This is a genomic window from Methylobacterium organophilum, from assembly GCF_022533465.1.
GTDB classification, from domain to species: domain Bacteria; phylum Pseudomonadota; class Alphaproteobacteria; order Rhizobiales; family Beijerinckiaceae; genus Methylobacterium; species Methylobacterium organophilum.
In genome coordinates this window covers 2302222-2323904 of record NZ_CP092848.1, presented here as the reverse complement: position 1 = coordinate 2323904, position 21683 = coordinate 2302222, and the positions used below count along the sequence as shown (strand labels likewise).

At 68.9% G+C, this 21683-nt stretch carries 21 protein-coding genes; 10 read left to right on the top strand and 11 right to left on the bottom strand.

Going from position 1 to position 21683, the window contains the following annotated elements; genetic code table 11:
* Window positions 1-78: 78 nt before the first annotated feature.
* A complete protein-coding gene (oxc, locus tag MMB17_RS10745) occupies window positions 79-1830 on the bottom strand; it encodes an oxalyl-CoA decarboxylase (protein WP_241101913.1) in 1752 nt (583 codons plus the stop codon).
* Window positions 1831-2204: 374 nt separating this feature from the next.
* Window positions 2205-3494, bottom strand: a complete 1290-nt coding sequence (oxlT, locus tag MMB17_RS10740; RefSeq protein WP_241101912.1) for an oxalate/formate MFS antiporter — start codon at window positions 3492-3494, stop codon at window positions 2205-2207.
* Between the two features lie 416 nt (window positions 3495-3910).
* Between oxlT and MMB17_RS10735 the strand changes: the two genes are divergently transcribed.
* The 3 genes from MMB17_RS10735 (at window position 3911) to MMB17_RS10725 (ending at window position 6568) form a co-directional block, all read left to right on the top strand.
* A complete protein-coding gene (locus tag MMB17_RS10735) occupies window positions 3911-4324 on the top strand; it encodes a CBS domain-containing protein (RefSeq protein ID WP_241101911.1) in 414 nt (137 codons plus the stop codon).
* 110 nt (window positions 4325-4434) lie between these two features.
* The gene (locus MMB17_RS10730; protein WP_238310336.1) at window positions 4435-4731 is read left to right on the top strand and encodes a hypothetical protein; all 297 of its coding nucleotides are present in this window, start codon (window positions 4435-4437) and stop codon (window positions 4729-4731) included.
* Window positions 4732-4756: 25 nt separating this feature from the next.
* Window positions 4757-6568 carry a zeta toxin family protein gene (locus MMB17_RS10725; RefSeq protein ID WP_241101910.1) on the top strand — a complete coding sequence of 604 codons (1812 nt, stop codon included), beginning with the start codon at window positions 4757-4759 and terminating at the stop codon, window positions 6566-6568.
* Here the strand turns inward: MMB17_RS10725 and MMB17_RS10720 are convergent.
* A complete protein-coding gene (locus tag MMB17_RS10720) occupies window positions 6557-7279 on the bottom strand; it encodes an RlmE family RNA methyltransferase (RefSeq protein WP_241101909.1) in 723 nt (240 codons plus the stop codon). The genes MMB17_RS10725 and MMB17_RS10720 overlap by 12 nt on opposite strands.
* Before the next feature lie 187 nt (window positions 7280-7466).
* On the opposite strand from MMB17_RS10720, the gene MMB17_RS10715 reads away from it, so the two are divergent.
* Window positions 7467-7922, top strand: a complete 456-nt coding sequence (locus MMB17_RS10715; protein WP_238310339.1) for an SgcJ/EcaC family oxidoreductase — start codon at window positions 7467-7469, stop codon at window positions 7920-7922.
* Between the two features lie 22 nt (window positions 7923-7944).
* On the opposite strand, the gene MMB17_RS10710 is transcribed toward MMB17_RS10715, so the two are convergent.
* Both MMB17_RS10710 and MMB17_RS10705 read right to left on the bottom strand, forming a co-directional pair.
* The gene (locus MMB17_RS10710) at window positions 7945-9078 is read right to left on the bottom strand and encodes a Ppx/GppA phosphatase family protein (protein WP_241101908.1); all 1134 of its coding nucleotides are present in this window, start codon (window positions 9076-9078) and stop codon (window positions 7945-7947) included.
* A 156-nt stretch (window positions 9079-9234) separates the two neighbouring features.
* The gene (locus MMB17_RS10705; RefSeq protein WP_238310341.1) at window positions 9235-9708 is read right to left on the bottom strand and encodes a response regulator; all 474 of its coding nucleotides are present in this window, start codon (window positions 9706-9708) and stop codon (window positions 9235-9237) included.
* A gap of 364 nt (window positions 9709-10072) precedes the next feature.
* Between MMB17_RS10705 and MMB17_RS25240 the strand changes: the two genes are divergently transcribed.
* The 3 genes from MMB17_RS25240 to MMB17_RS10685 all read left to right on the top strand — a co-directional run bounded on the left by MMB17_RS25240 (window position 10073) and on the right by MMB17_RS10685 (window position 11634).
* The gene (locus MMB17_RS25240) at window positions 10073-10867 is read left to right on the top strand and encodes a cold-shock protein (RefSeq protein WP_276518065.1); all 795 of its coding nucleotides are present in this window, start codon (window positions 10073-10075) and stop codon (window positions 10865-10867) included.
* A 105-nt stretch (window positions 10868-10972) separates the two neighbouring features.
* A complete protein-coding gene (locus MMB17_RS10690; RefSeq protein WP_420847355.1) occupies window positions 10973-11248 on the top strand; it encodes a hypothetical protein in 276 nt (91 codons plus the stop codon).
* A 98-nt stretch (window positions 11249-11346) separates the two neighbouring features.
* Window positions 11347-11634, top strand: a complete 288-nt coding sequence (locus tag MMB17_RS10685; RefSeq protein ID WP_420847354.1) for a PepSY domain-containing protein — start codon at window positions 11347-11349, stop codon at window positions 11632-11634.
* Window positions 11635-11722: 88 nt separating this feature from the next.
* On the opposite strand, the gene MMB17_RS10680 is transcribed toward MMB17_RS10685, so the two are convergent.
* The 3 genes from MMB17_RS10680 to leuD form a co-directional block, all read right to left on the bottom strand.
* A complete protein-coding gene (locus MMB17_RS10680; protein ID WP_241101907.1) occupies window positions 11723-12007 on the bottom strand; it encodes a toxin-antitoxin system HicB family antitoxin in 285 nt (94 codons plus the stop codon).
* Between the two features lie 54 nt (window positions 12008-12061).
* Window positions 12062-13252 carry a lytic murein transglycosylase gene (locus tag MMB17_RS10675; protein WP_241101906.1) on the bottom strand — a complete coding sequence of 397 codons (1191 nt, stop codon included), beginning with the start codon at window positions 13250-13252 and terminating at the stop codon, window positions 12062-12064.
* An 81-nt stretch (window positions 13253-13333) separates the two neighbouring features.
* Entirely contained in the window at window positions 13334-13939 is a 606-nt protein-coding gene (gene leuD, locus MMB17_RS10670; protein WP_241102164.1) for a 3-isopropylmalate dehydratase small subunit, read from the bottom strand.
* Between the two features lie 175 nt (window positions 13940-14114).
* Between leuD and MMB17_RS10665 the strand changes: the two genes are divergently transcribed.
* Entirely contained in the window at window positions 14115-14291 is a 177-nt protein-coding gene (locus MMB17_RS10665) for a hypothetical protein (protein WP_238310344.1), read from the top strand.
* A gap of 21 nt (window positions 14292-14312) precedes the next feature.
* Here MMB17_RS10665 and MMB17_RS10660 read toward each other — a convergent pair whose 3' ends face one another.
* The 3 genes from MMB17_RS10660 to MMB17_RS10650 form a co-directional block, all read right to left on the bottom strand.
* Complete coding sequence (locus MMB17_RS10660; RefSeq protein WP_238310345.1) at window positions 14313-14621, bottom strand: alkylphosphonate utilization protein; 309 nt, start codon at window positions 14619-14621, stop codon at window positions 14313-14315.
* A 1022-nt stretch (window positions 14622-15643) separates the two neighbouring features.
* Entirely contained in the window at window positions 15644-16942 is a 1299-nt protein-coding gene (ccrA, locus tag MMB17_RS10655) for a crotonyl-CoA carboxylase/reductase (RefSeq protein ID WP_017482797.1), read from the bottom strand.
* Window positions 16943-17127: 185 nt separating this feature from the next.
* Window positions 17128-18600 (bottom strand): catalase, encoded by a 1473-nt coding sequence (locus tag MMB17_RS10650; protein ID WP_241101905.1) that lies wholly within the window; start codon window positions 18598-18600, stop codon window positions 17128-17130.
* Between the two features lie 317 nt (window positions 18601-18917).
* Here MMB17_RS10650 and MMB17_RS10645 point away from each other — a divergent pair, with 317 nt between their 5' ends.
* Window positions 18918-19343, top strand: coding sequence for a hypothetical protein (locus tag MMB17_RS10645; protein ID WP_241101904.1), 426 nt, complete (start codon window positions 18918-18920; stop codon window positions 19341-19343).
* Between the two features lie 262 nt (window positions 19344-19605).
* On the top strand, window positions 19606-21672 hold the full coding sequence (locus MMB17_RS10640; RefSeq protein WP_238310348.1) for a protein meaA: 2067 nt from the start codon (window positions 19606-19608) through the stop codon (window positions 21670-21672).
* Window positions 21673-21683 lie beyond the last annotated feature (11 nt).

Below are 21683 nucleotides of genomic sequence, written 5' to 3'. Positions count from 1 at the left end.
GGAACAACGAAAGGACCGCGATGCGGCTGGCGCATCGCGGTCCCTCGGCGTTTCAGTGCAGGGGACGCAGCCGCCCGATCACTTCTTCTTCAGGGTGCTCTGCGGGTTGAGGTTGCCGATATTGCCGCTCTCGCTGCCCGCGGCCGGGTCGATCACCGCGTTGATGAGGGTCGGCTTGCCGGAATCCATCGCCGCGTCGACGGCGCGCTTCAGCTCGTCCGGCGTGGTGACGTTCACGCCGACGCCGCCGAAGGCCTCCATCATCTTGTCGTAGCGGGAATCCTTCACGAACACCGTGGTGCCGGGATCGCGCCCGGTCGGGTCGATGTCGGTGCCGCGATAGATGCCGTTGTTGTTGAAGATCACGATGCAGACCGGCAGGTCGTAGCGGCAGATCGTCTCCACCTCCATGCCGGAGAAGCCGAAGGCCGAGTCGCCCTCGACCGCCAGCACCGGCTTGCCGGTCTCGACGGCGGCGGCGACGGCGAAGCCCATGCCGATGCCCATCACGCCCCAGGTGCCGACATCCAGGCGCTTGCGCGGCTGGTACATGTCGATGATGCCGCGGGCGAGGTCGAGGGTGTTGGCGCCCTCGTTGACGAGGATCGCGTCCGGCCGCTCCTTGATGACGGTGCGCAGCGCGCCGAGGGCCGAGTGGAAGCACATCGGCGACGTGTTCTTCATCAGCTTCGGGGCCATCTTGGCGATGTTGGCCTCCTTCTTGGAGCGGATCGTCTCGATCCAGTCCGCGGGCGGGGCCTTCCAGTCCTTGCGCAGGCCGTCGAGCAGCGCCTCGACGCAGGAGCCGATATCGCCGACGAGCGGGGCGGCGATCTCGACGTTCGAGTCCATCTCACGGGGCTCGATGTCGATCTGGATGAAGCGCTTGGAGCCCGGCTCGCCCCAGGTCTTGCCCTTGCCGTGCGAGAGCAGCCAGTTGAGGCGGGCGCCGACCAGCACGACGACGTCGGAATCCTTGAGCGCGGTCGAGCGGGCGGCGCCGGCCGAGAGCGGGTGGGTGTCGGGCAGCAGGCCCTTGGCCATGCTCATCGGCACGTAGGGGATGCCGCTCTCCTCGACGAGGGCGCGAACGGCCTCGTCGGCCTGGGCATAGGCCGCGCCCTTGCCGAGCACGATGAGCGGACGCTTGGCCGACTTCAGCAGATCGAGGGCGCGGGCGACGGAGGCCGGGGCCGGGATCTGGGCCGGAGCCGGGTCGATCACCTTGACCAGGGACTTCGCGCCGAGATGGCCGTCGATGACCTGCGAGAACAGCTTGGCGGGCAGATCCAGGTAGACGCCGCCGGGCCGGCCGGACACCGCGGCGCGGATCGCGCGGGCGACGCCGATGCCGATATCCTCGGCGTGCAGCACGCGGAAGGCAGCCTTGCAGAGCGGCTTGGCGATGGCGAGCTGGTCCATCTCCTCGTAGTCGCCCTGCTGCAGGTCGACGATCTCGCGCTCGGAGGAGCCGGAGATCAGGATCATCGGGAAGCAGTTGGTGGTGGCGTTGGCGAGCGCGGTGAGGCCGTTGAGGAAGCCCGGCGCCGAGACGGTGAGGCAGATGCCCGGCTTCTTGGTGAGGAAGCCGGCGATCGCCGCGGCGTTGCCCGCGTTCTGCTCGTGGCGGAAGGAGATGACCCGCAGACCCTCGGCCTGGGCCAGACGGCCGAGATCGGTGATCGGGATGCCGGGCACGTTGTAGATCGTCTCGATGCCGTTGAGCTTCAGCGCGTCGATGACGAGGTGGAAGCCGTCGGTGAGCTCGGTCTCCTGGTGCGGCACGGCCCCGGCCGTGATCGCATCGATGTTTTGGGCGATGGCGGTCATGTCTGCTGTCCTCCCAGGATATCGTTCGCGAATGGCCTTCGCGAGTTCGGGTCTTCGTCGGAGCCCGGCCCGGTGGCGTTCGGCCTCGGGTCCCGTTCGTCTCGGTTCCCGCGGCGCCCTCGGCGTTCGTTGAGGCGGGATGCCCGGCGGCGACCGGCGCGTCGGCCGATCGATTTGCATGTCTGGTATACCAAATACCAGAGAGGGGGTCAACGCGCGAGACGGCGGCGGAGCTCGAAAGACGCCTTCACGTTCGCGCGTGCGCCTCGCCCCCGATCCGTCCTCCCGGACGCCTCCGCAAGGACGTTGACGCGCCGCGGGTCGGGCCCGCGGCGCGTCGAGGACGGCCCGTCAGAGGGGCCTCGGGACGGCGCTCAATGCGCCGTGACGGGGGTCGGGCTCAGGGCCACGGGCGGCTTGGTGTAGGCGGCCCGCATCGGCTTGAGGACGAAGATCGCCATGAACGCGGCGATGATGTTGAGCGCCGCCGCCGCCAGGAACACGGCGTGCCAGCTGCCGGTCATGACCGTCAGCACGCTGGTATAGGGGACGATGAGCGCCGCGGTGCCCTTGGCGGTGTAGAGCAGGCCCGCATTCGTGGCGGCGTACTTCGAGCCGAAGGTGTCGCCGCAGGTCGCCGGGAAGAGGGAGTAGATCTCGCCCCAGGCGAAGAACACGAGGCCGGTCAGGATCACGAAGGCGAAGGGATCCTGGCCGAACTGGCTCAGCAGGTAGATGCCCACGCCCTCGATGGCGAACGAGAGGAACATCGTGTTCTCGCGGCCGATATGGTCGGAGACCCAGCCGAAGAAGGGCCGCGTGACGCCGTTGAGAACCCGGTCGATCGTCGCCGCGAAGGTCAGGGCCGGCAGGGTGATGCCGAGCAGGCTCACCGGGGTGTCGGCGATGTGGAAGTCCTTCGCGATCGGGCCGAGCTGCGCGGTCGCCATCAGGCCGCCGGCGGCCATCATCACGAACATCGCGTACATCACCCAGAAGATCGGGGTGCGCACCATCTCGCCGGGGGTGTAGTCGCGCTTGCTCTGGCTGACCTTGGCGACGTCCGGAACCTGGCCCTTCTTCGGGGCGACGAGGAACAGGGCGAGCAGCATCACGATGAGGCCCTGGCCGATGCCGAAGTAGAAGAAGGCCGACTCGTAGCCGTAGTTCTTGATCATCGCCTGGATCGGCACGACGGTGAGCGCCGAGCCCGCGCCGAAGCCCATGGCCGTGATGCCGGCGGCCAGACCGCGGCGATCCGGGAACCACTTCAGCGAGTTGCCGACGCAGGTGCCGTAGACCGCGCCCGCGCCCGTCCCGCCGATCGCGGCGGCGACGTAGAGCAGGAAGAGCGTGTCGGCATAGGAGTTCATCACCCAGGCGATGCCGCAGAGGGCGCCGCCGATCAGGGTGACGATGCGCGGGCCGTATTTGTCGACGAACCAGCCCTCGATCGGCACGAGCCAGGTCTCGGTGACGACGAACATCGTGAAGGCGATCTGGATGGCGGCACGGTCCCAGCCGTGACGCTCCTGCATCGGGTTCACGAAGAAGGTCCAGCCGTATTGCATGTTGGCGATCATGCACATGCAGATCACGCCGAATACCAATTGCAGCCAGCGGTTCGTCGGCGCTGGGCTTCCTGCTGCGACAGAGCTTGTCATGAGCGTTTCTCCTGAGGATTTGGATCGACTGCTTGATTTTTTGTTTTGTGATTTTTGTTGAGCGAAACCGCCCGCACTTTTCTGGAATTATCCTTCAAAGAATTCACATGGCTGAAATAATCGGCCGGGGCATGACGCCTGTCCGATGGGCAATATCCGGAAAATGGTCGCCAAGTTGTCGGAAGCCGGTTCAACAACCGGTCCGATGAGGAAGACGGGCGAACATCCGTCGCCATGTGCCCTGCGCCGGCACGGAACCTCCTCTCCACCCGCAATTGGCCGATGGACGAATCGTGCAAACCACTTGCCCGACACCGGCACCATAATTCATAATGCAGAATTGACAATAGGTATTTTGTATACCACCGTGGACAACAAGAAAGCTTCCCTCGACGGAGGCAGGACGGAGGAACGCCATGGAGACGATGCGAGGCGCCACGGGCGAGATGCGGGCGGTGCCGCGGATCCAGGCCGATCGCTCCGTGGAGGAGGCGGCCCAGCTCCTCACGCGCAGCGGCAGCAGCGCCGTCGTGGTGGTCGAAGGCAGCGGCGACGACGCCGCGATTCTCGGTCTCCTGACCGAGCGCGACATCTTCCGCGCCGTCGCCGCCGAGGGACCCGACATCTACAACGGCTGCGTCTGGCGCATCACCCGGCACGATTATGCATCGCTCGATATCCGCTCCTCCGACGAGGACCGGGTGCGGATGTTCTGCGAGCGCCAGGTCGACCACATCGCCCTGGTCGACGGCCTGCGCCTCGACTCGGTGCTGAGCATTTGGGACTGCGCCCGCGACGTGTGCGCGGCCTCCCACGGGGCGGGGCGGTGACGTGTCCGGCGAGAGGGACGCGGAACCCGAAGCGCCCTTTCGCTCTCTTCATCTCAGAACCGGCGGGAAGGCTCCCGCCCTCACGTGGCCTGAACGAGCGTAGTTGCACCATGAGCGCCGTCGAAGTGAAATATCTGACCGTCGTCGAATGCCCGGTGATCTTCCCGGGCGAGAACGAATACGCCATGTCGAGCTTCGACATGCTGCCCCGCCTCGGCATCACCCGCGGCCTCGAGAGCCGTCACGTGAAGGTTCTCGACAACCGCATCGTGATGGTCTGCATCTGGAAGAGCTCGTTCTGCGCGCGGCTCTTCTTCGATGCGGCCTGGACCGAGAAGGCGGCCGTGCTCTGGCCCGACACCTACCAGTTCCGTCTGGAGCCGATCGAGAACGCCTCGGCGGCCTGAGGCGAGACGAGGGGCGGCAGATGGCATGAGCAGCAGCCCCGCCCTCGCCGCCCCGAAGGCGGCCGTGCCCGATGCCTGGAATCCCGGGCTGGTCCCCGGGATCCCCCGCGCCTTCCTGCCGCTGGCGACGGTGTTCCGGCCGGAAAACGTCGAGACCACCCTGAGCGAGACCTTCGAGCTCAGCGACGCCTGCGGGCTGCCGGCGACGCAGCTCGCCCTGTTTCGTCCCGAGCGCCTCGTCGTGCACGAGGTGCTGATCCGGGTGATGGCCGATCTCTCGGTTCCGGTGGGCGAGGTCTATGCGGATCTCGGCCTGAACTTCCGGCGCATGGTCGCGACGATCCTGAGCGAGGGCATCGCGGCGCAGATGCCCGCCCTCCTCAAGCTCCTCGCCGCGATCCGGGACGAGGCGGCGGCCCTTCTCGAACGCGAGCTCGCCGAGCTCCTCGACGCGCCGGCCGAGCCGGAGGCCGCCGAGGCGCCGGAGCCCGAGGCGCTGCCCTGGTACCGCCGGCTCGGGAAGCGGCGGCCTCCGGTCGAGCCGTCCCCGCCGCCGGCCCGGCGGGAGCCGGGGGATCTCCTGCGCCGCCTCGAAGCCCGGCGCGCGGAGGCGGCTCCGGGGAGCCTGGAGGAGGCCGCCCGCGACGCGCTCCACCGCGTCCTGTCGAGCGTGCTCGCCCGCCACGGCTGCCTGATCCACGACCGGGCGCTCCTCTGCCGGATCGCCGGGATCCTGGTCTCGAACGACCATGGCAGCCGGCGGATCGGCCTCGCGCTGGAGCCCGCCTTCGATGCGGCCGCATCCCGCGCCGGCTACCGGCGGCTCGCGGCCCAGGAGCATCCCGTGGTGATGACGGTGAAGGGCGCCTCCGCCTCGGGCAAGAGCACGATCCGCCCCTATCAGCGCGACCTCGTCGAGCGCGGCGGCCAGAGCTGGTGCGACTTCGCGGTGATCACCCCCGACGTCTGGCGGAAATACCTGCTCGACTACATGAGCCTGGGCGCAGCGCGGCTCTATGCCGGGCCGCTGACCGGCCACGAGGTCGAGATCGTCGATGCCAAGCTCGACCGGCACGTGGCGCGCAAGGCCGCCGAGGGCCGGATCTCGCATCTGCTGATCGACCGTTTCCGCTTCGACAGCTTCTCCGCCGATCCGGCCGCGGAGGGGGGCGGCCAGTTGCTCAGCCGGTTCGGCCAGCAGGTCTATCTGCAGTTCATGGTGACGCCGCCCGAAGCGACGGTGGAGCGCGCCTGGAAGCGCGGCCAGGAATTCGGCCGCTACAAGGCCGTCGAAGACCTGCTCGCGCACAATGTCGAAGCCTATACCGGCATGCCGCGCCTGTTCTTCAACTGGGCCCTGCGGCGCGACAAGGCGGTGTTCTTCGAGTTCCTCGACAACGGCGTGCCGAAGGGGACCCGGCCGCGCACCATCGCCTTCGGCACCAACAACGCGATGGTGATCCTCGACGCGGCGGGGCTGATCGACATCGAGCGCTTCCGCAAGATCGACATCCACGCCCGCTGCCCGGGCGACGTCTACGGGAACGTCGATTCGGCGCCGGAGCGGAATGCCGGCTTCCTGAGGGATTGCCTGCGCCGGCTGCCGCGCGTCTGCTTCGCCGAGGCCGCCACGGGTCAGGTCTTCGCCCGCTACGAGCGGGGCCGCCTCGCCGGCATCGACCGCGAGACCCTGGCGCGGGCCTGCACCGATCCGGCCACCCGCGCCGCCCTCGCGGCAGCCGGGCTCCCGGCGGCGGCGGAACGGGCCGCCCCGATTCGCGAGGCGCTGCCCCGGCCCGATCCCGCGACTCTGGGAGCCTGGAGCCTACGCGTCTGACTCCGCGTCCTCGGGCGCCCCCGCCGTCGCGCCGCGATAGCCCATGGCCAGCACGTAGAGCTCGCTCGAATCCGCCCGGCTCGCCGCCGGCTTCACGTGGCGCACGCTGGCGAAGTCGCGCTTCAGGTCGGCGAGGAGCGTGCCCTCGGTGCCGCCCTGGAACACCTTGGCGAGGTAGCTGCCCCCCGGCGCCAGGATCTCCCGGGCGAAGGCCGCCGCCGTCTCGGCGAGGCCGATGATGCGCAGGTGGTCGGTCTTCTTGTGGCCCGTGGTGTTAGCGGCCATGTCGGACAGGACGAGATCGGCCGGGCCGCCGAGCAGCGTGGTCAGGCGCTCGGGCGCGGAGGGGTCCAGGAAGTCGAGGGTGATGAATTCGACGCCGGTCATCGGGTCGATCTCCAGGAGATCGATGCCGACCACCCGCCCCTGCGGGCCGACCACCTTGGCGGCGACCTGCGACCAGCCGCCGGGCGCGGCCCCGAGATCCACCACCCGCTGGCCCGGCTTGAGCAGGTGGAAACGCTCGTCGATCTCCAGGAGCTTGAAGGCCGCGCGGGAGCGGTAGCCCTCGCGCTTGGCCCGGGCGACATAGGGGTCGTTGAGCTGCCGCTCCAGCCAGCGCTTCTGGGAGACGGTGCGCCCCCGCGCCGTCTTCACCCGCTGCTTGAGATCGCCTCGCAGGCCGCCCTGCCCGCCGCGCCGGTCGCTCATGATACCAAACCCTTCACGGGATCGTCCTATCGCGCCGCAGCGGGCACGGGAAGATGCGGTCCGTGAACCCGTTCCGCCAAAGCCCGGCGGGATGAATTCACATAATGCAACGTTATAACGTTGTGTATCGTCCGCGACCGAGGGATGGTCCCGGCCGGCTGCGCGACCCAACCGTGAGAGGAGTGCCATGACGATCGACCCGAGCGCCGCGATTCCCGCCGACGCGGAGACAGCGGGGAATCGCAGTGCCGCCTCCTGCCTGACCGAGGCCGGCAAGGTGCTTCTGCAATGGGCGGAGACCATCGCCACGCGCGATGTCGCGGCGGTGCTGTCGCTCTACGCCCCGGACGCGATCCTCGTCCCGACCCTGTCGGACGACATCCGCGGGCGGGAGGAGGACCGGCGCCGCTACTTCGAGTCGTTCCTGTCGAACGACGGCATCAGCTGCGGCATCACCGTGCAGAAGAAGCGGGTCAGCCGAAAGCTCGGAACGGTGGTGATCGGCGGGCTCTATACCTTCACGATCCGGCGCGATGGCGCGGAGGAAGAGGTGCCGGCCCGCTTCCTGTTCACCTTCGAGGAGATCGGCGGCCGCTGGCTCATCACGGGGCACCATTCCTCGCGCACCGCCGAATCCGTCTGAGCGGCGGCGGCGCGGGAACGGGTCAGCGATAGCCCCGCCGGCGCCAGACCCCGTCCTCGCGCATCATGTTCATGAGCAGGCCCTCGCGCAGGCCCCGGTCGGCGATGCGGAGGCGGTCGGCCGGGAAGACCCGGCGGATCGCCTCCAGGATCGCGCAGCCGGCGAGGACGAGATCGGCCCGGTCGCGGCCGATGCAGGGATTGTCGGCGCGCTGGTCCAGGCGGGTGCCGAGCAGGTCGTCGATCGCGTCCGAGACCTCGGCGTCGCTCATCCAGAGGCCGTCGACCCGGCGCCGCTCGTAGCGGACGAGGCGCAGATGCATGGCGGCGAGCGTCGTCACCGTGCCGGAGGTGCCGAGCAGGTGGAAGAACGGCGCGGTGGCCGCGGCGGCGGCGCGGATCGCGAAGGGCGAGAGCAGATCGCCCACCTCCTCCACCATGCCCTCGAAGGTCAGCCGCGTGACCTCGGAGCCGCCATGCCGCTCGGCCAGGGTGACGACGCCCACGGGCAGGGAATCCCAGGCGCGGATGCGTAGGGTGGGATCGGTGGAGGGGTTGGTCGCCGCCCCGTCGAGCCAGGCGATCTCGGTGGAGCCGCCGCCGATGTCGAAGATCACGACCGATTCCGCTCGCGGATCGGCGAGCGCGGCGCAGCCGGTGACGGCGAGATAGGCCTCGGTCTGGCGGTCCACGATCTCGAGATCGAGGCCGACCTCGGCCCGGACGCGCTCGACGAAATCGGCGCCGTTGACGGCGAGCCGGCAGGCCTCGGTGGCGATCACCTTGGAGCGCACCACGCCGCGGGCCTCCATCTTGGCCCGGCAGATCTTCAGGGCCTCGACCGTGCGCGCCACCGCGGCCTCGCTCAGGCGGTCGGAATTCCCCAGCCCCTCGCCCAGGCGGACGATGCGGGAGAAGGCGTCGATCACCCGGAAGCCGTGGGAGGCGGGTTCGGCGATGAGCAGACGGCAATTATTGGTGCCGAGATCGAGGGCGGCATAGGCGTTGCGCCGGCCCGGCCGCATCGGCGGATAGGGCGCGGCATAGGCGCCCGAAGACGCGACCGGCCGTCCCCCGACAGGCGGCATCGTGCCTTCCCGCTGCAGCGACACGCTGGGTGCGGGGCGGACCGTCACGGCGGCACTGTCATCCCTCATCGGACGCGCCGGGTCCTCGCGGATCGTGGTGCGGCGACGCGCCGGACCATCCTGATCCATCACGCTACAATCAGTGCGGAAGTTCTGCAAAGGCCCGTTGTGACGAAGTCGCACTTTCATCACCGGCGCCCGCCGCGGCGGCGCCGGCCGCGGCGGTCACATCAGGGTCTTGCTGGCGCTGTTGGCGCGGGGAATCGGGCGCAGCAGGCTCTTGACCTGCGAGAAGGGCCGCGGCCGGCTGATCACCTCGTCGAGGCGCGACCACAGCGTCTTGGGCGAGAACGGCTTGGCGATGATCTCGTTGACGCCGAGGGCGATGGCCCGGTCCACCACGTTGCGGCGCGGCTGGGCCAGCATCAGGATGATCGGCACGGTCGGCGAGGGCGAGGTGGCCGGCGTGCGGGCGAGGCGGATGAACTCCTCGCCGGACAGGATCGCGAGGTCCCAGTCGAGAATCGTCAGGTCCGGCTTGCTCTCGGCCAGCACGCCCAGGGCCTCGGCCCCGTCCGGCGCCTCGAGGACGCGCTTGATGCCGACGCGCATCAGCATGTCGCGCACGATGCGGCGGATATAGAGGCTCTCGTCCACGACGAGGGCGGAGAGATCGGGGAAGGTCGGAGTCGCGATCATGTCGGCGGTGGCGGGACCCTCGGGCCTCAAGGCCGGATGCGAGGGGCAGGCTAGGCCGCGGAGGATTGCATTTCCCTGAATCTCAAAGCGAAACTTTCACCGTCCCGGCAGGCCGGGCCCGGGGCCCTTTGCCGGGAAAGGGGGACAAAGCGCGGAATCTCCGCATTTCACCCCCGAAAAAGCCGTTGCCGGCCGCCCCTGCCCTCGAAAGGTCCTTGCGGTGCGGGCGGGATTGCGTCAGGACTGACACGTTATTCTTGGTGACCGCTCCAGGGATGATGAGTGTGCGGAGCGTGGGCTGTCTCGCATAACGCGCACGCGATATTCGGGACGTTGGCGGGCGGACGGTTTTTGCGAGCTTTCTATGGGACGTGGGCGTGATTTTCGCGGGGGGTCGCAGAAGCGCGGCTTCGATGAAGGTGGTTCCGAGCCGCGTTGGCCCGACCAGCTTCCCCCCGAAGGTGGCTATGGCGGCGGCGGATACGGCGGCGGCAATTACGGTGGCGGCGGTGGCGGCAACCGGTTCGGTGGCGGCGGCGGCGGTTTCGACCGCGGACCCTCTCGGTCTGCCGCGCCGGCTCCGACCGGCCCCGAGCGCGATGCCACGGTGAAGTGGTTCAACAAGGAGAAGGGCTTCGGCTTCGTCGAGCTGGGTGACGGCTCGGGCGATGCCTTCCTCCACATCCGCGCGGTCGAGGCCGCCGGCCACGACGACCTGATGCCCGGCACGCGCCTCACGGTGCAGACCGCGCAGGGTCAGAAGGGTCCGCAGGTCACCGCCGTGACCAGCGTCGACACCTCGACGGCCGAGGCAGCGCCCCCGCGCGCGCCGCGCCCCCGCTTCGGCGGCGGCGATCGCTTCGGTGGTGGCGGTGACCGCTTCGGCGGTGGCGACCGCTTCGGCGGCGGCGGCGGTGGCGGCGGTGGTCGCTTCGCCAGCGGCCCGTCGGTCGAGATGACAGGCACCGTGAAGTGGTACGACCCGGCCAAGGGCTTCGGCTTCGTCTCCGTCAACGACGGCGGCAAGGACGTGTTCGTGCACCGCTCCGCCCTGTCGCGGGCCGGTCTCGACTCGCTCGCCGAGGGCCAGCAGGTCACGCTCGGCGTGGTCGAGGGCCAGAAGGGCCGCGAGGCCCAGAGCATCAGCGTCGATTACTGATCGACCCTGACGGCATTTCGGGAAGGCGGCGGCCGCAAAGCCGCCGCCTTTCTTTTGCGACATCCCCGGAAGCCCGGCGCCTGCCGTGCCGCCCGGAGTCGCCCCGTGTCCTTTCCCCGCGCTGCCCTGAGCCTTCTGCCCGCCGCCGCGCTGCTGCTGCCGGTCCTTGCCCGGGCCGAGGATTTCACCGGCTTCTATGCCGGCGTGAATGCGGGCTACGCCTTCGACCGGGACCGCGACCGCAGCCCCGCCTCTTCTTTCCCCGGCCCGGCCGGCGCGGCCCCGCAGGACCGCAACGGCCTGCCGCCGAGCGCCGAGGGCGCCGCGCGCCTCATGCAGCGCAACGCGCCCGGACGCGGCGCCGCCGCTCCGGGGCGCTGAAGGCTTCCTTCCTGACAGGACGCTGACGGCGACCGTCAGCCTCGCGGGTCCGCGTGCTGCCATGACGGCGGCGCCACCGAACGAGGAGGACGACCCCCATGCCGATGACATCGTTGACGAAGCCCCTGCTCGCCGCCGCCCTCACCCTCGGCGCGCTCGCCGGCCCCGCCCTGGCGGACGTCCCGGGCAAGGACTGGATGCCGATCGACCAGGCCCTCCGGAAGCTCACCGAGGCCGGCTACACCGACATCCGCAGCCTCGAAGCCGATGACGGCGTCTGGGAGGGCAAGGCCCTGAAGGACGGGAAGGCCGTCAAGGTCACGGTCGATCCCCATGACGGCACCATCGCCGAAAAAACCCGCAAACGGGACCGCCGCGCGGACTGAACAGCGAGAAGCCGGGGCGATGCGCGCCCCGGCTTTTTCATGACGGTCGAAGCGCCGTCCCTTCATGAGGCCGCGCCCGGAGCGGGCGCTACCGCGATCCCCTCGAAAGCGCCTCCTTCCGATCCGCGGGAAGCGAATCTTCCGCGGCCGGAGGCGCATCGGGTACGCGGGCCAGGAACATGTCGAGTTCGTCGAGAGACCGGCCCGCCGCGCGCTGCTCGAAGAACGCCGCCGCAGTCTCGACGGCGCCCACCTTCTGCGCCACGGCGGTCGCGATCCACTGATTGAGGCTGACACCGTCCTCCTTCGCCAGACGCGCCGCGGCACTCTTGATCGAGGCCGGGAGCTTGAGGGGATAGGTCGCCTTGCTCATCGCATCAGTTCCTCAAGGAGCGCCGCGCGTCCTCGCAAAGCGCGAAGGCCGCCCTCACCCCCGCCGCAACGCCTCCAGCACCTTGCCGCCGGCGCGACCGGTCTGGGGCATGCCGAGCTGGCGCTCGATCTCCTTGATGGCGTCGCGGGTCTTCTGGCCGACCTTGCCGTCCGGCTCGCCGACATCGTAGCCGCGGGCGGTAAGGCGGGTCTGGAGGTCGCGGCGCTCGGCGCGGGAGAGCGGCGGATCGTCCGTCGGCCACTCGGCCTGGACGCCGGGCCGGCCGCGCAGGCGGTCCGAGAGCACGGCGATGGCGAGGCCGTAGGATTCGGCGGCGTTGTAGGAATAGATCGCGTCGAAATTCTTCGTGACCAGGAAGGCCGGCCCGTCGATGCCGGCGGGCGCCAGGATGCCAACCGGCCCCTCCCCCGTCAGCGGGCGGCCATCGACCTTAGTGACGCCGAGCGAGGCCCAGTGGCCCACGGGCTTCTTGTTCTTCCGCCCGGCCGCAGCGACGTTGAAGCCGCGGGGCAGCCGCACCTCGTAGCCCCAGCCCTGCGCGTTCGACCACTTGGCCACGCGCAGGAAATTCGCCGTAGAGCCGACGGCGTCGGCCACGGAATCGACCACGTCGCGGCGCCCGTCCCCGTCGAGATCGACGGCGAGACGCTGATAGGTCGTCGGCATGAACTGGGTCTGGCCGAAGGCGCCCGCCCAGGAGCCGGTCAGGCGCTCGGGGGCGATGTCGCCACGGGCGATGATCTTCAGGGTGGCGAGCAGCTCGCCGCGGAAGAAGTCGCGCCGGCGGTTGTTCGAGCAGGCCAGCGTCGCGAGCGACTGCACCAGCGGCATCTTGCCGAGGTTCTTGCCGAAATTCGACTCGACGCCCCAGACCGCGGCGATGGTGTAGCGGTCGACGCCGTAGCGCGCCTCCGCCGCGGCCAGGGACTGGGCGTGCTGGCGCATGGCGGCGCGCCCGTCCTCGACCCGTTCGTCGTCGACGAGGGCGGCCATGTAATCCCAGATCGGCGTCTTGAACTCGGGCTGGGCCTGGGAGAGCTCGATGACCTTGTCGTCGAAGCCGATGCCGCGGGTCGCGGCCCGGAAGGCCTCGGCCGAGACGCCCTGGGCCGCGGCCTGGCTCTGGATCCCGGCGAGGCAGGACTCGAAGTCGGCGCGGGCCGCTCCGGGGAGCACGAGGCCCGTGCAACAGAGGAGGGCGAGGATCGTCGCGCGCGGCGTCATCGGCAGGGCTCCTTCCGGCTGAAGCTGTGGCCTCCGTTTAAGGCGCCCTCAAGGTAAACGAAGCGTGACGATCCGGCCCGGTCACGCCCATTCGCGGGCGGCGAGCTTCTTCTCGTAGGCGTCGATCGCCGCGGCCTGCTGGTCGAGGGTCAGGCCGATCTCGTCGAGGCCGTTGAGCAGGTTGTGCTTGCGGCCTTCGTCGATGTCGAAATGCAGCGTGCCGCCATCCGGGCCCTTGATGGTCTGGGCGGCGAGGTCGATCGTCAGGGTCGCGTTGGCGCCGCGCTCGGCATCCTCGAACAGCTTCTCCAGGTCCTCCGGGGAGACCACGATCGCCAGAATGCCGTTCTTGGCGCAGTTGTTGAAGAAGATGTCCGCGAAGCTCGTCGAGATCAGGCAGCGGATGCCGAAATCGGCCAGTGCCCAGGGGGCGTGCTCGCGGGACGAGCCGCAGCCGAAATTGTCGCCGACGACGAGGATCTTGGCGTTGCGGTAGGCGGGCTGGTTCAGGACGAAGTCCGGGTTCTCCGAGCCGTCGTCGTTGTAGCGCATCTCGGAGAACAGGCCCTGGCCGAGCCCGGTGCGCTTGATGGTCTTGAGATACTGCTTGGGGATGATGCGGTCGGTGTCGACGTTGATGATCCGCATGGGCGCCGCGACGCCCTCCAAAGTCGTGAATTTTTCCATCGTCGTCTCGCGCGCGTCGTCTGTCTCGGGCATCCTCGTGCCCGCCCGTTGGCCGGGCTTCTAGCAAGGGCCGTCCGGCACCGGAAGGCATGCGACGCCGAGAGGCCGCGCCAACGGCATCGGCCTTGCCTATGCTCGGCCGAATTCTGCCGGAAACCGGGGGCTCCTACGAGACATGGCCGAGACGTCCGACACCTTCAAGAAGGCGCCCAAGCGCAAGCCCGCCAAGGGCAAGAACATCGCCGTGTCGCCGGAGATGCGGCAGGCCTACGCGGACATGATCAAGCAGCACCAGGACAAGCAGGAGACCTACGGGCGCCACCTGCCCCAGGATCCGCCCCGCGGCCGCTGAGCCGGCCGCATCCCGGGCCCCTCAGCGCTTGCGCACGAATTCCGTGCGCAGGACGAGACCCTTGATGGTGTCGTGGCGGCAATCGATCTCCTCCGGGTCGTCCGTGAGGCGAATCGAGCGGATCACCGTCCCCTGCTTCAGGGTCTGGTTCGCGCCCTTGACCTTGAGGTCCTTGATCAGGGTGACGGAATCGCCATCCGCCAGGAGGTTGCCGGAGGCATCGCGCACCTCGGGCTTGCCCGCCGCGGCCGTAGCCGCCGCCATCTCGGAGGCCGGGCGCCACTCGCCGGTGGCCTCGTCATACACGTAGGAATCGTCGTCGTCGGACAAGGAACGGCCTCGGCTGGGAAGGGAGGCCCCTTCTCCCCGCTCGCTCCCGATGCGGCAAGAGGTCGCGCGAGCAGGGCAGGCCACCGCCCGATGCAGGCGGCGAGCACGCTCCCCCGGCCTGTTCCCCGCCGCCCGCAGTAGGGCCTCGGAAAGATCCAGGCGGGCCGAGCCGAGCCCCCTCTCCCCGCACGCGGGGAGAGGCCCGCATGGACCTCGTCGTCCATGCGGGAAGCGAAGGCGTAGCCGGAGCGATGGTGAGGGGGTGTCGACGGACGAGACTCCTCCGGAACCGCCCCCTCACCTTCGGCTGCCGCCTCGCTTCGGCGACGATAAGGTCGCCGAAGCCCTCTCCCCGCAAGCGGGGCGAGGGGATGCGCGTCGATCTTGCGCCCTGATGATCGGAGCGGGTGAGCCGAGCCCCCCTCTCCCCGCACGCGGGGAGAGGCCCGCATGGACCTCGTCGTCCATGCGGGAAGCGCAGGCGCAGCCGGAGCGGCGGTGAGGGGGAGTCGACGGACGAGACTCCTCCGGAACCACCCCCTCACCTTCGGCTGCCGCCTCGCTTCGGCGACGACGAGGTCGCCGAAGCCCTCTCCCCGCAAGCGGGGCGAGGGGATGCGCGTCGATCTCGCGCCCGGATGATCGGAGCGGGTCGAGCCGAGCCCCCTCTCCCCGCACGCGGGGAGAGGCCGAGCTGCACCTCGTCGTGCAGCCCGGGAGCGCAGGCGCAGCCGGAGCGATGGTGAGGGGGTGTCGACGGACGAGACTCCTCCGGAACCGCCCCCTCATTCTCGGCTGCCGCCTCGCTTCCGCGACGACAGCCATGAGCAGAACTCGGGTCAACCCGAGTTCCGATGTCGCCCAAGCCCTCTCCCCGCAAGCGGGGCGAGGGGATGCAGCTCGGCCGACGCGCTCGAACAGCCGGCTCGACAACACAAAGGAGCCACGCCCGCCCGGGCATGGCTCCTCGTTCGTCTCTCCCGCGGCGCCCGCCCTCAAGGTGCGCGCCGCAAGCATGAGGCTCACATCGCCTTGAGCGGGCCCGCCTCAATGACGTCTTCGACCGTGCGCAGGCCGGCGCGGGTCGAATTGACGAGCACCGCCATGTTGCCCGGCGGGTGCTGGTTCTTCCACATCTTGGTGTGGGCCGCCGGGATCTTGTCCCAGGGGAATACCTCGCTCATGCAGGGATCGACCCGCCGGTCCATGACGAACTGGTTGGCGGCCGAGGCCTGCTTGAGGTGGGCGAAGTGCGAGCCCTGGATGCGCTTCTGCCGCATCCAGACGTAGCGGGCGTCGAAGGTGATGTTGAAGCCGGTCGTGCCGGCGCAGAACACCACCATGCCGCCGCGCTTCACCACCAGCGACGAGACCGGGAAGGTCGCCTCGCCCGGGTGCTCGAACACGATGTCGACGTCGTTGCCCTTGCCGGTGATGTCCCAGATCGCCTTGCCGAACCGCCGGGCTTCCTTGAGCCAGGTGTTGTATTCGGGGCTGTTCACCTTCGGCAGCTGGCCCCAGCAATCGAAGTCCTTGCGGTTGATGACGCCCTTGGCGCCGAGGCTCATCACGTAGTCGCGCTTCGACTCGTCCGAGATCACGGCGATGGCGTTGGCGCCCGAGGCGGCGCAGAGCTGTACGCCGAACACGCCGAGGCCGCCGGAGGCGCCCCAGATCAGCACGTTCTGGCCGGGCCGCACGGTGTGCGGGGCGTGGCCGAACAGCATGCGGTAGGCGGTGGCGAGCGTCAGCGTGTAGCAGGCCGCCTCCTCCCAGGTCAGGTGCTTCGGCCGCGCCATGAGCTGGCGGGACTGCACCCGGCAGAACTGGGCGAAGGAGCCGTCGCCGGTCTCGTAGCCCCAGATGCGCTGGGTCGGCGAGAACATCGGGTCGCCGCCGTTGCACTCCTCGTCGTCGCCGTCGTCCTGGTTGCAGTGGACGATGACCTCGTCGCCGACCTTCCAGCGCTTCACCTTGGCGCCGACCTTCCAGACGATGCCGGAGGCGTCGGAACCGGCGATGTGGTACTCGCCCTTGTGCACGTCGAAGGGGGAGATCGGCTCGCCGAGGCCGGCCCAGACGCCGTTGTAGTTCACGCCGGCGGCCATGACGTAGACGAGCACCTCGTCGTCGCCGATGTCCCAGACCGGCAGCACTTCGAGCTGATGGGACTGCTCCGGCGGCCCGTGGCGCTCGCGGCGGATCGCCCAGGCATACATCTTGGCAGGCACGTGGCCGAGCGGCGGGATCTCGCCGAGCTCGTAAAGGTCCTTGGCTTCCGCCGTCTGGCCGGTCCAGGCCGGTGCTGCGCTCGCAGCCATCGTGGCTCTCCCTTATACGCTCGTTGTTGCCCGGGCCTCCGGGCTTAGCGACGCTATAAGCACGATGTTTCCGCCCTTCCAAGTGGGCCGAAAGGCGGAGACCGGCTCCAGATCCTGGAAAAAGGGCATCGGCCACAGCCGATGCCCTCCTGAATGCAATATACCGGGATTTCTCGGGTTTTCGGCTACTCGGCCGCGGCCCGGCTCCCGCCGATGCCGAGCCCCTCGGCGACCCCGCGCCCGAAATCCTCGTGCACCTTGTACCAATGGGCGATCATCCGCTCCTGGATGGGGCGGGGGCTGTCACTCATGGAGGTGACGATGTTCTCCACGAGCCGCTTGCGCCCGCCCTCGTCGAGCACTTTGGTCCAGAAGATTTTCGGCTGGCCGTAGAGATCCTCGTCGTCCCCCGGCCAGCCGTAGCGGCCGGCCTCGCCCTTGAGGCGCAGGGGCGGCTCCGCGAAGGACGGATCCTGTACCGGGCCGCCGAAGGAATTCGGCTCGTAATCGACCTGCGCGCCGTGATTGCCGTCGGTGCGCATGGCGCCGTCGCGGTGATAGGTCTGGACGGGGGCGTTCTTGGCCTGGTTCACCGGGATCTGCTGGTAATTGACCCCGAGCCGGTAGCGATGGGCGTCCGCGTAGGAGAGCACGCGATTCTGCAGCATCTTGTCCGGGGAGAAGCCGATGCCGGGCACCACGTTCGAGGGCTCGAAGGCCGATTGCTCGATCTCGGCGAAGTAGTTGTCCGGGTTGCGGTTCAGCTCCATCTCGCCGATCTCGATCAGCGGGTAGTCGGCATGCGGCCAGACCTTGGTGAGGTCGAAGGGGTTGATGCGGTAGCTGTCGGCCTCGAGCTCCGGCATGAGCTGCACCGAGACCCGCCATTTCGGGAAGTCGCCTGTCTCGATGGCGTGGGAGAGGTCGGCAGAGGAGTAGTCGGGATCCTTGCCGGCGACCTCGTCGGCCTCGTCGGCGGAGAAGTTCTGGATGCCCTGCTTGGTGTGGAAGTGGAACTTCACCCAGTGGCGCTCGCCCCTGTCGTTCCAGAGCGAGAAGGTGTGCGAGCCGTAGCCGTTCATGAAGCGCGCGGATTTCGGGGTGCCGCGGTCGGAATAGAGGAACATCACCTGGTGGATCGCCTCGGGCGAGAGGCTCCAGAAGTCCCAGCGGCGCCAATGCGGCTTCAGATGGGTGCGCGGGTCGCGCTTCTGGGTGCGGATGAAGTCGGAGAACTTGATCGCGTCGCGCACGAAGAAGATCGGCGTGTTGTTGCCGACGAGATCCCAGTTGCCCTCCTCCGTGTAGAACTTGAGGGCGAAGCCGCGGGGGTCGCGGGCGGTGTCGGCCGAGCCGGATTCGCCGCCCACCGTCGAGAAGCGGGCGACCATCGGCACGTCCTTGCCGACCTCGGTCAGCACCTTGGCCCGAGTGTATTCCGCCAGTGATCGGGTGAGGCGGAAGGTGCCGTAGGCGCCGTAGCCCTTGGCATGCACCACCCGCTCCGGGATCCGCTCCCGGTTGAAATGGGCCATCTTCTCGATGAGGTGGTAGTCCTGCATCAGCACCGGGCCGCGCGGGCCGGCAGTGAGGGAATTCTGGTTGTCGGAAACCGGGTTTCCGAAGGCTGTGGTCAGCCGCGGGCTCTGGTCTGCCATCGCGGGTTCCTCCTTGGCTGTCGGCACGATCGTCCTCGCCGGCTCAACGCACGAAGCGGAGGTTGGAGCCCTTCGAAACTGCGGCGTGGCGCCGCCTTCTTGCGCGGACGACCGACCGGGCCCGGGACCAGCCGCGGGAGGAAGAACCGCGCCCACGTCGGCGCGGGCGCCATCATCCCGGCAAAATTTCGAGAAGACGAAGGATTAAATCGGCAAAACACCTTCGTGTGCCGCAGCACATATTACCGGTATTTGCCCATTATCTTGCTCATATGCCTCGTCGTTAGGCAGGCCCTGACAATTACTGGAGCAAGATCTTGCGGCGCTTTCTCTCCTGCCTCTCGCTTGCGCTCGCGGTGCTCGCCACCGCGGCCGTCCCTGCAACATCGCGGCCGGGTGCCGGGAACGAGCGGCCCCGGGCCGCCAAGGCGGCCAAGGTGACCAAGCCCGTGCTGCCGAGGAACGCGGCCCCGCATTGGTCGAGCATCGCGCCCGACCTCGACCGCCTGCCCGCGCCGGGCTCGCCCCGCTCCATCCTCGTCCCCCGCGGCGGGCGGCTGGACGTGGTCCAGGTCCCGGCGGCGCCGAGCTGGCCCGCCGCGTCGCGGAGCACGTGCGAGATCGTCGTGAAGCGCCCGGGCGGCAACCCGACCCAGGACATGACGGGCTCGATCGGCCACGCCAAGAGCCACCAGAGCAATGGCGGCCCGGCCCGCATGCGGGTGTGCGCGAACGGCTATTGAGCCCGCACATCCTCTGAAACAGCCGTGAGCCGGCGCTCTCACGCACGGGCGAGTCCCCCTCGCCCGTGCCGTGCATGGCGCAATGCGGGACCTTCACGCGAAAAAATCCGCTTCACGCGGCATCAAGTTTTTCCAGTCGCCGGACCGACCGACCCCGACCTTTCTCCCAGATGACGAGCCGCGGCCGCTTCGCTACGGTGCCGCCGACATCGCGCGGCACGCGCGGGATTAAGACGAATTCTGGTATACGGAGTCGAGCGGGATGAGCGCCAGCGCGAGCGTCGCGGAGGTCAAGCGCGACAAACCTTGGATCATCCGCACCTATGCCGGTCACTCGACGGCGGCGGAATCCAACAAGCTGTATCGCGGCAACCTCGCCAAGGGCCAGACCGGTCTCTCCGTCGCCTTCGACCTGCCGACCCAGACCGGCTACGACCCCGACCACGAGCTCGCCCGCGGCGAGGTCGGCAAGGTCGGCGTCTCGATCGCCCATCTCGGCGACATGCGGAGCCTGTTCGACCAGATCCCGCTCGCCCAGATGAACACCTCGATGACGATCAACGCCACGGCGCCGTGGCTGCTGTCGCTCTATCTCGCGGTGGCCGAGGAGCAGGGCGCGCCGATCTCGGCCCTGCAGGGCACCACACAGAACGACATCATCAAGGAGTATCTCTCGCGCGGCACCTACGTGTTCCCGCCCGCGCCCTCGCTCCGGCTCACCAAGGACGTGATCCTGTTCACGACCAAGAACGTGCCGAAGTGGAACCCGATGAACGTCTGCTCCTACCACCTGCAGGAGGCGGGGGCGACGCCGGTCCAGGAGCTGTCCTACGCGCTGGCCATCGCCATCGCCGTGCTCGACACCGTGCGGGCCGACCCCGATTTCGACGAGGCGAGCTTCCCCGACGTCTTCAGCCGGATCTCGTTCTTCGTGAACGCGGGCATGCGGTTCATCACCGAGATCTGCAAGATGCGCGCGTTCAGCGAGCTCTGGGACGAGATCGCCCAGGAGCGCTACGGCATCACCGACCCGAAGAAGCGCATCTTCCGCTACGGCGTGCAGGTGAACTCTCTCGGCCTCACCGAGCAGCAACCCGAGAACAACGTCCACCGCATCCTCATCGAGATGCTGGCGGTGACGCTGTCCAAGCGCGCCCGCGCCCGGGCGGTGCAGCTGCCCGCCTGGAACGAGGCCCTCGGCCTGCCGCGCCCCTGGGACCAGCAATGGTCCATGCGCATGCAGCAGATCCTCGCCTTCGAGACGGACCTGCTCGAATACGACGACATCTTCGACGGCTCGACGGTGATCGAGGCCAAGGTCGAGGCCCTGAAGGAGCAGACCCGGGCCGAGTTGAAGCGCATCGCCGAGATCGGCGGCGCGGTGACGGCCGTCGAGGCGGGCGAGCTGAAGCGGGCGCTGGTGGAATCCAACGCCAAGCGCATCTCGGCCATCGAGAAGGGCGATCAGATCGTCGTCGGCGTCAACAAGTGGCAGCAGGGCGAGCCCTCGCCCCTCACCGCCGGCGAGGGCGCGATCTTCACCGTCTCCGAGACGGTGGAGATGGAGGCCGAGGCCCGCATCCGCGAATGGCGCTCGAAGCGCGACGACCGGGCGGTGGGCAAGGCCCTGGACGACCTGGAACAGGCCGCCCGCTCCGGCGCCAACATCATGCCGGTCTCGATCGCCGCGGCGAAGGCGGGCGTCACCACGGGCGAATGGGGCCAGCGCCTGCGCGAGGTCTTCGGCGAGTACCGCGCGCCGACCGGCGTGACCCTGGAGACGGTCACCTCCGGCGCCGCCGAGGAGGCCAAGCTCCTCATCGCCGACCTCGGCGAGCGCCTCGGCGAGACGCCGAAGCTCGTGGTCGGCAAGCCCGGCCTCGACGGCCACTCGAACGGCGCCGAGCAGATCGCCCTGCGCGCCCGCGACGTCGGCTTCGACGTGACCTATGACGGCATCCGCCAGACCCCGGCGGAGATCGTCGCCAAGGCGAAGGAGCGGGGCGCCCACGTGATCGGCCTGTCGATCCTCTCGGGCTCGCATGTGCCCCTGGTGCGCGACGTGAAGGCCAAGCTGCGCGAGGCCGGCCTCGACCACATCCCCGTGGTCGTCGGCGGCATCATCTCGACGGACGACGAGCTGGTGCTCAAGAACATGGGCGTCACCGCCGTCTACACCCCGAAGGATTACGAGCTCGACCAGATCATGGTCGGCCTCGCCAAGGTGGTGGAGCGCGCCCTCGACAAGCGCGCCGCCGACAAGGCGGATGCGGAGGCCGGCGTCCCCGGCGCGCCCAAGCGCAACGAGGGCGCCGGGCAGGTGTTCTGATGCGCCTGCCG

What these genes read in the sequence shown, in the direction of transcription:
- oxc (WP_241101913.1), bottom strand. Translation starts at nt 1,830, where the DNA reads ATGACCGCCATCGCCCAAAACATCGATGCGATCACGGCCGGGGCCGTG.
- oxlT (WP_241101912.1), bottom strand. Translation starts at nt 3,494, where the DNA reads ATGACAAGCTCTGTCGCAGCAGGAAGCCCAGCGCCGACGAACCGCTGG.
- MMB17_RS10735 (WP_241101911.1), top strand. Translation starts at nt 3,911, where the DNA reads ATGGAGACGATGCGAGGCGCCACGGGCGAGATGCGGGCGGTGCCGCGG.
- MMB17_RS10730 (WP_238310336.1), top strand. Translation starts at nt 4,435, where the DNA reads ATGAGCGCCGTCGAAGTGAAATATCTGACCGTCGTCGAATGCCCGGTG.
- MMB17_RS10725 (WP_241101910.1), top strand. Translation starts at nt 4,757, where the DNA reads ATGAGCAGCAGCCCCGCCCTCGCCGCCCCGAAGGCGGCCGTGCCCGAT.
- MMB17_RS10720 (WP_241101909.1), bottom strand. Translation starts at nt 7,279, where the DNA reads ATGAGCGACCGGCGCGGCGGGCAGGGCGGCCTGCGAGGCGATCTCAAG.
- MMB17_RS10715 (WP_238310339.1), top strand. Translation starts at nt 7,467, where the DNA reads ATGACGATCGACCCGAGCGCCGCGATTCCCGCCGACGCGGAGACAGCG.
- MMB17_RS10710 (WP_241101908.1), bottom strand. Translation starts at nt 9,078, where the DNA reads ATGAGGGATGACAGTGCCGCCGTGACGGTCCGCCCCGCACCCAGCGTG.
- MMB17_RS10705 (WP_238310341.1), bottom strand. Translation starts at nt 9,708, where the DNA reads ATGATCGCGACTCCGACCTTCCCCGATCTCTCCGCCCTCGTCGTGGAC.
- MMB17_RS25240 (WP_276518065.1), top strand. Translation starts at nt 10,073, where the DNA reads ATGGGACGTGGGCGTGATTTTCGCGGGGGGTCGCAGAAGCGCGGCTTC.
- MMB17_RS10685 (WP_420847354.1), top strand. Translation starts at nt 11,347, where the DNA reads ATGCCGATGACATCGTTGACGAAGCCCCTGCTCGCCGCCGCCCTCACC.
- MMB17_RS10680 (WP_241101907.1), bottom strand. Translation starts at nt 12,007, where the DNA reads ATGAGCAAGGCGACCTATCCCCTCAAGCTCCCGGCCTCGATCAAGAGT.
- MMB17_RS10675 (WP_241101906.1), bottom strand. Translation starts at nt 13,252, where the DNA reads ATGACGCCGCGCGCGACGATCCTCGCCCTCCTCTGTTGCACGGGCCTC.
- leuD (WP_241102164.1), bottom strand. Translation starts at nt 13,939, where the DNA reads ATGGAAAAATTCACGACTTTGGAGGGCGTCGCGGCGCCCATGCGGATC.
- MMB17_RS10665 (WP_238310344.1), top strand. Translation starts at nt 14,115, where the DNA reads ATGGCCGAGACGTCCGACACCTTCAAGAAGGCGCCCAAGCGCAAGCCC.
- ccrA (WP_017482797.1), bottom strand. Translation starts at nt 16,942, where the DNA reads ATGGCTGCGAGCGCAGCACCGGCCTGGACCGGCCAGACGGCGGAAGCC.
- MMB17_RS10650 (WP_241101905.1), bottom strand. Translation starts at nt 18,600, where the DNA reads ATGGCAGACCAGAGCCCGCGGCTGACCACAGCCTTCGGAAACCCGGTT.
- MMB17_RS10640 (WP_238310348.1), top strand. Translation starts at nt 19,606, where the DNA reads ATGAGCGCCAGCGCGAGCGTCGCGGAGGTCAAGCGCGACAAACCTTGG.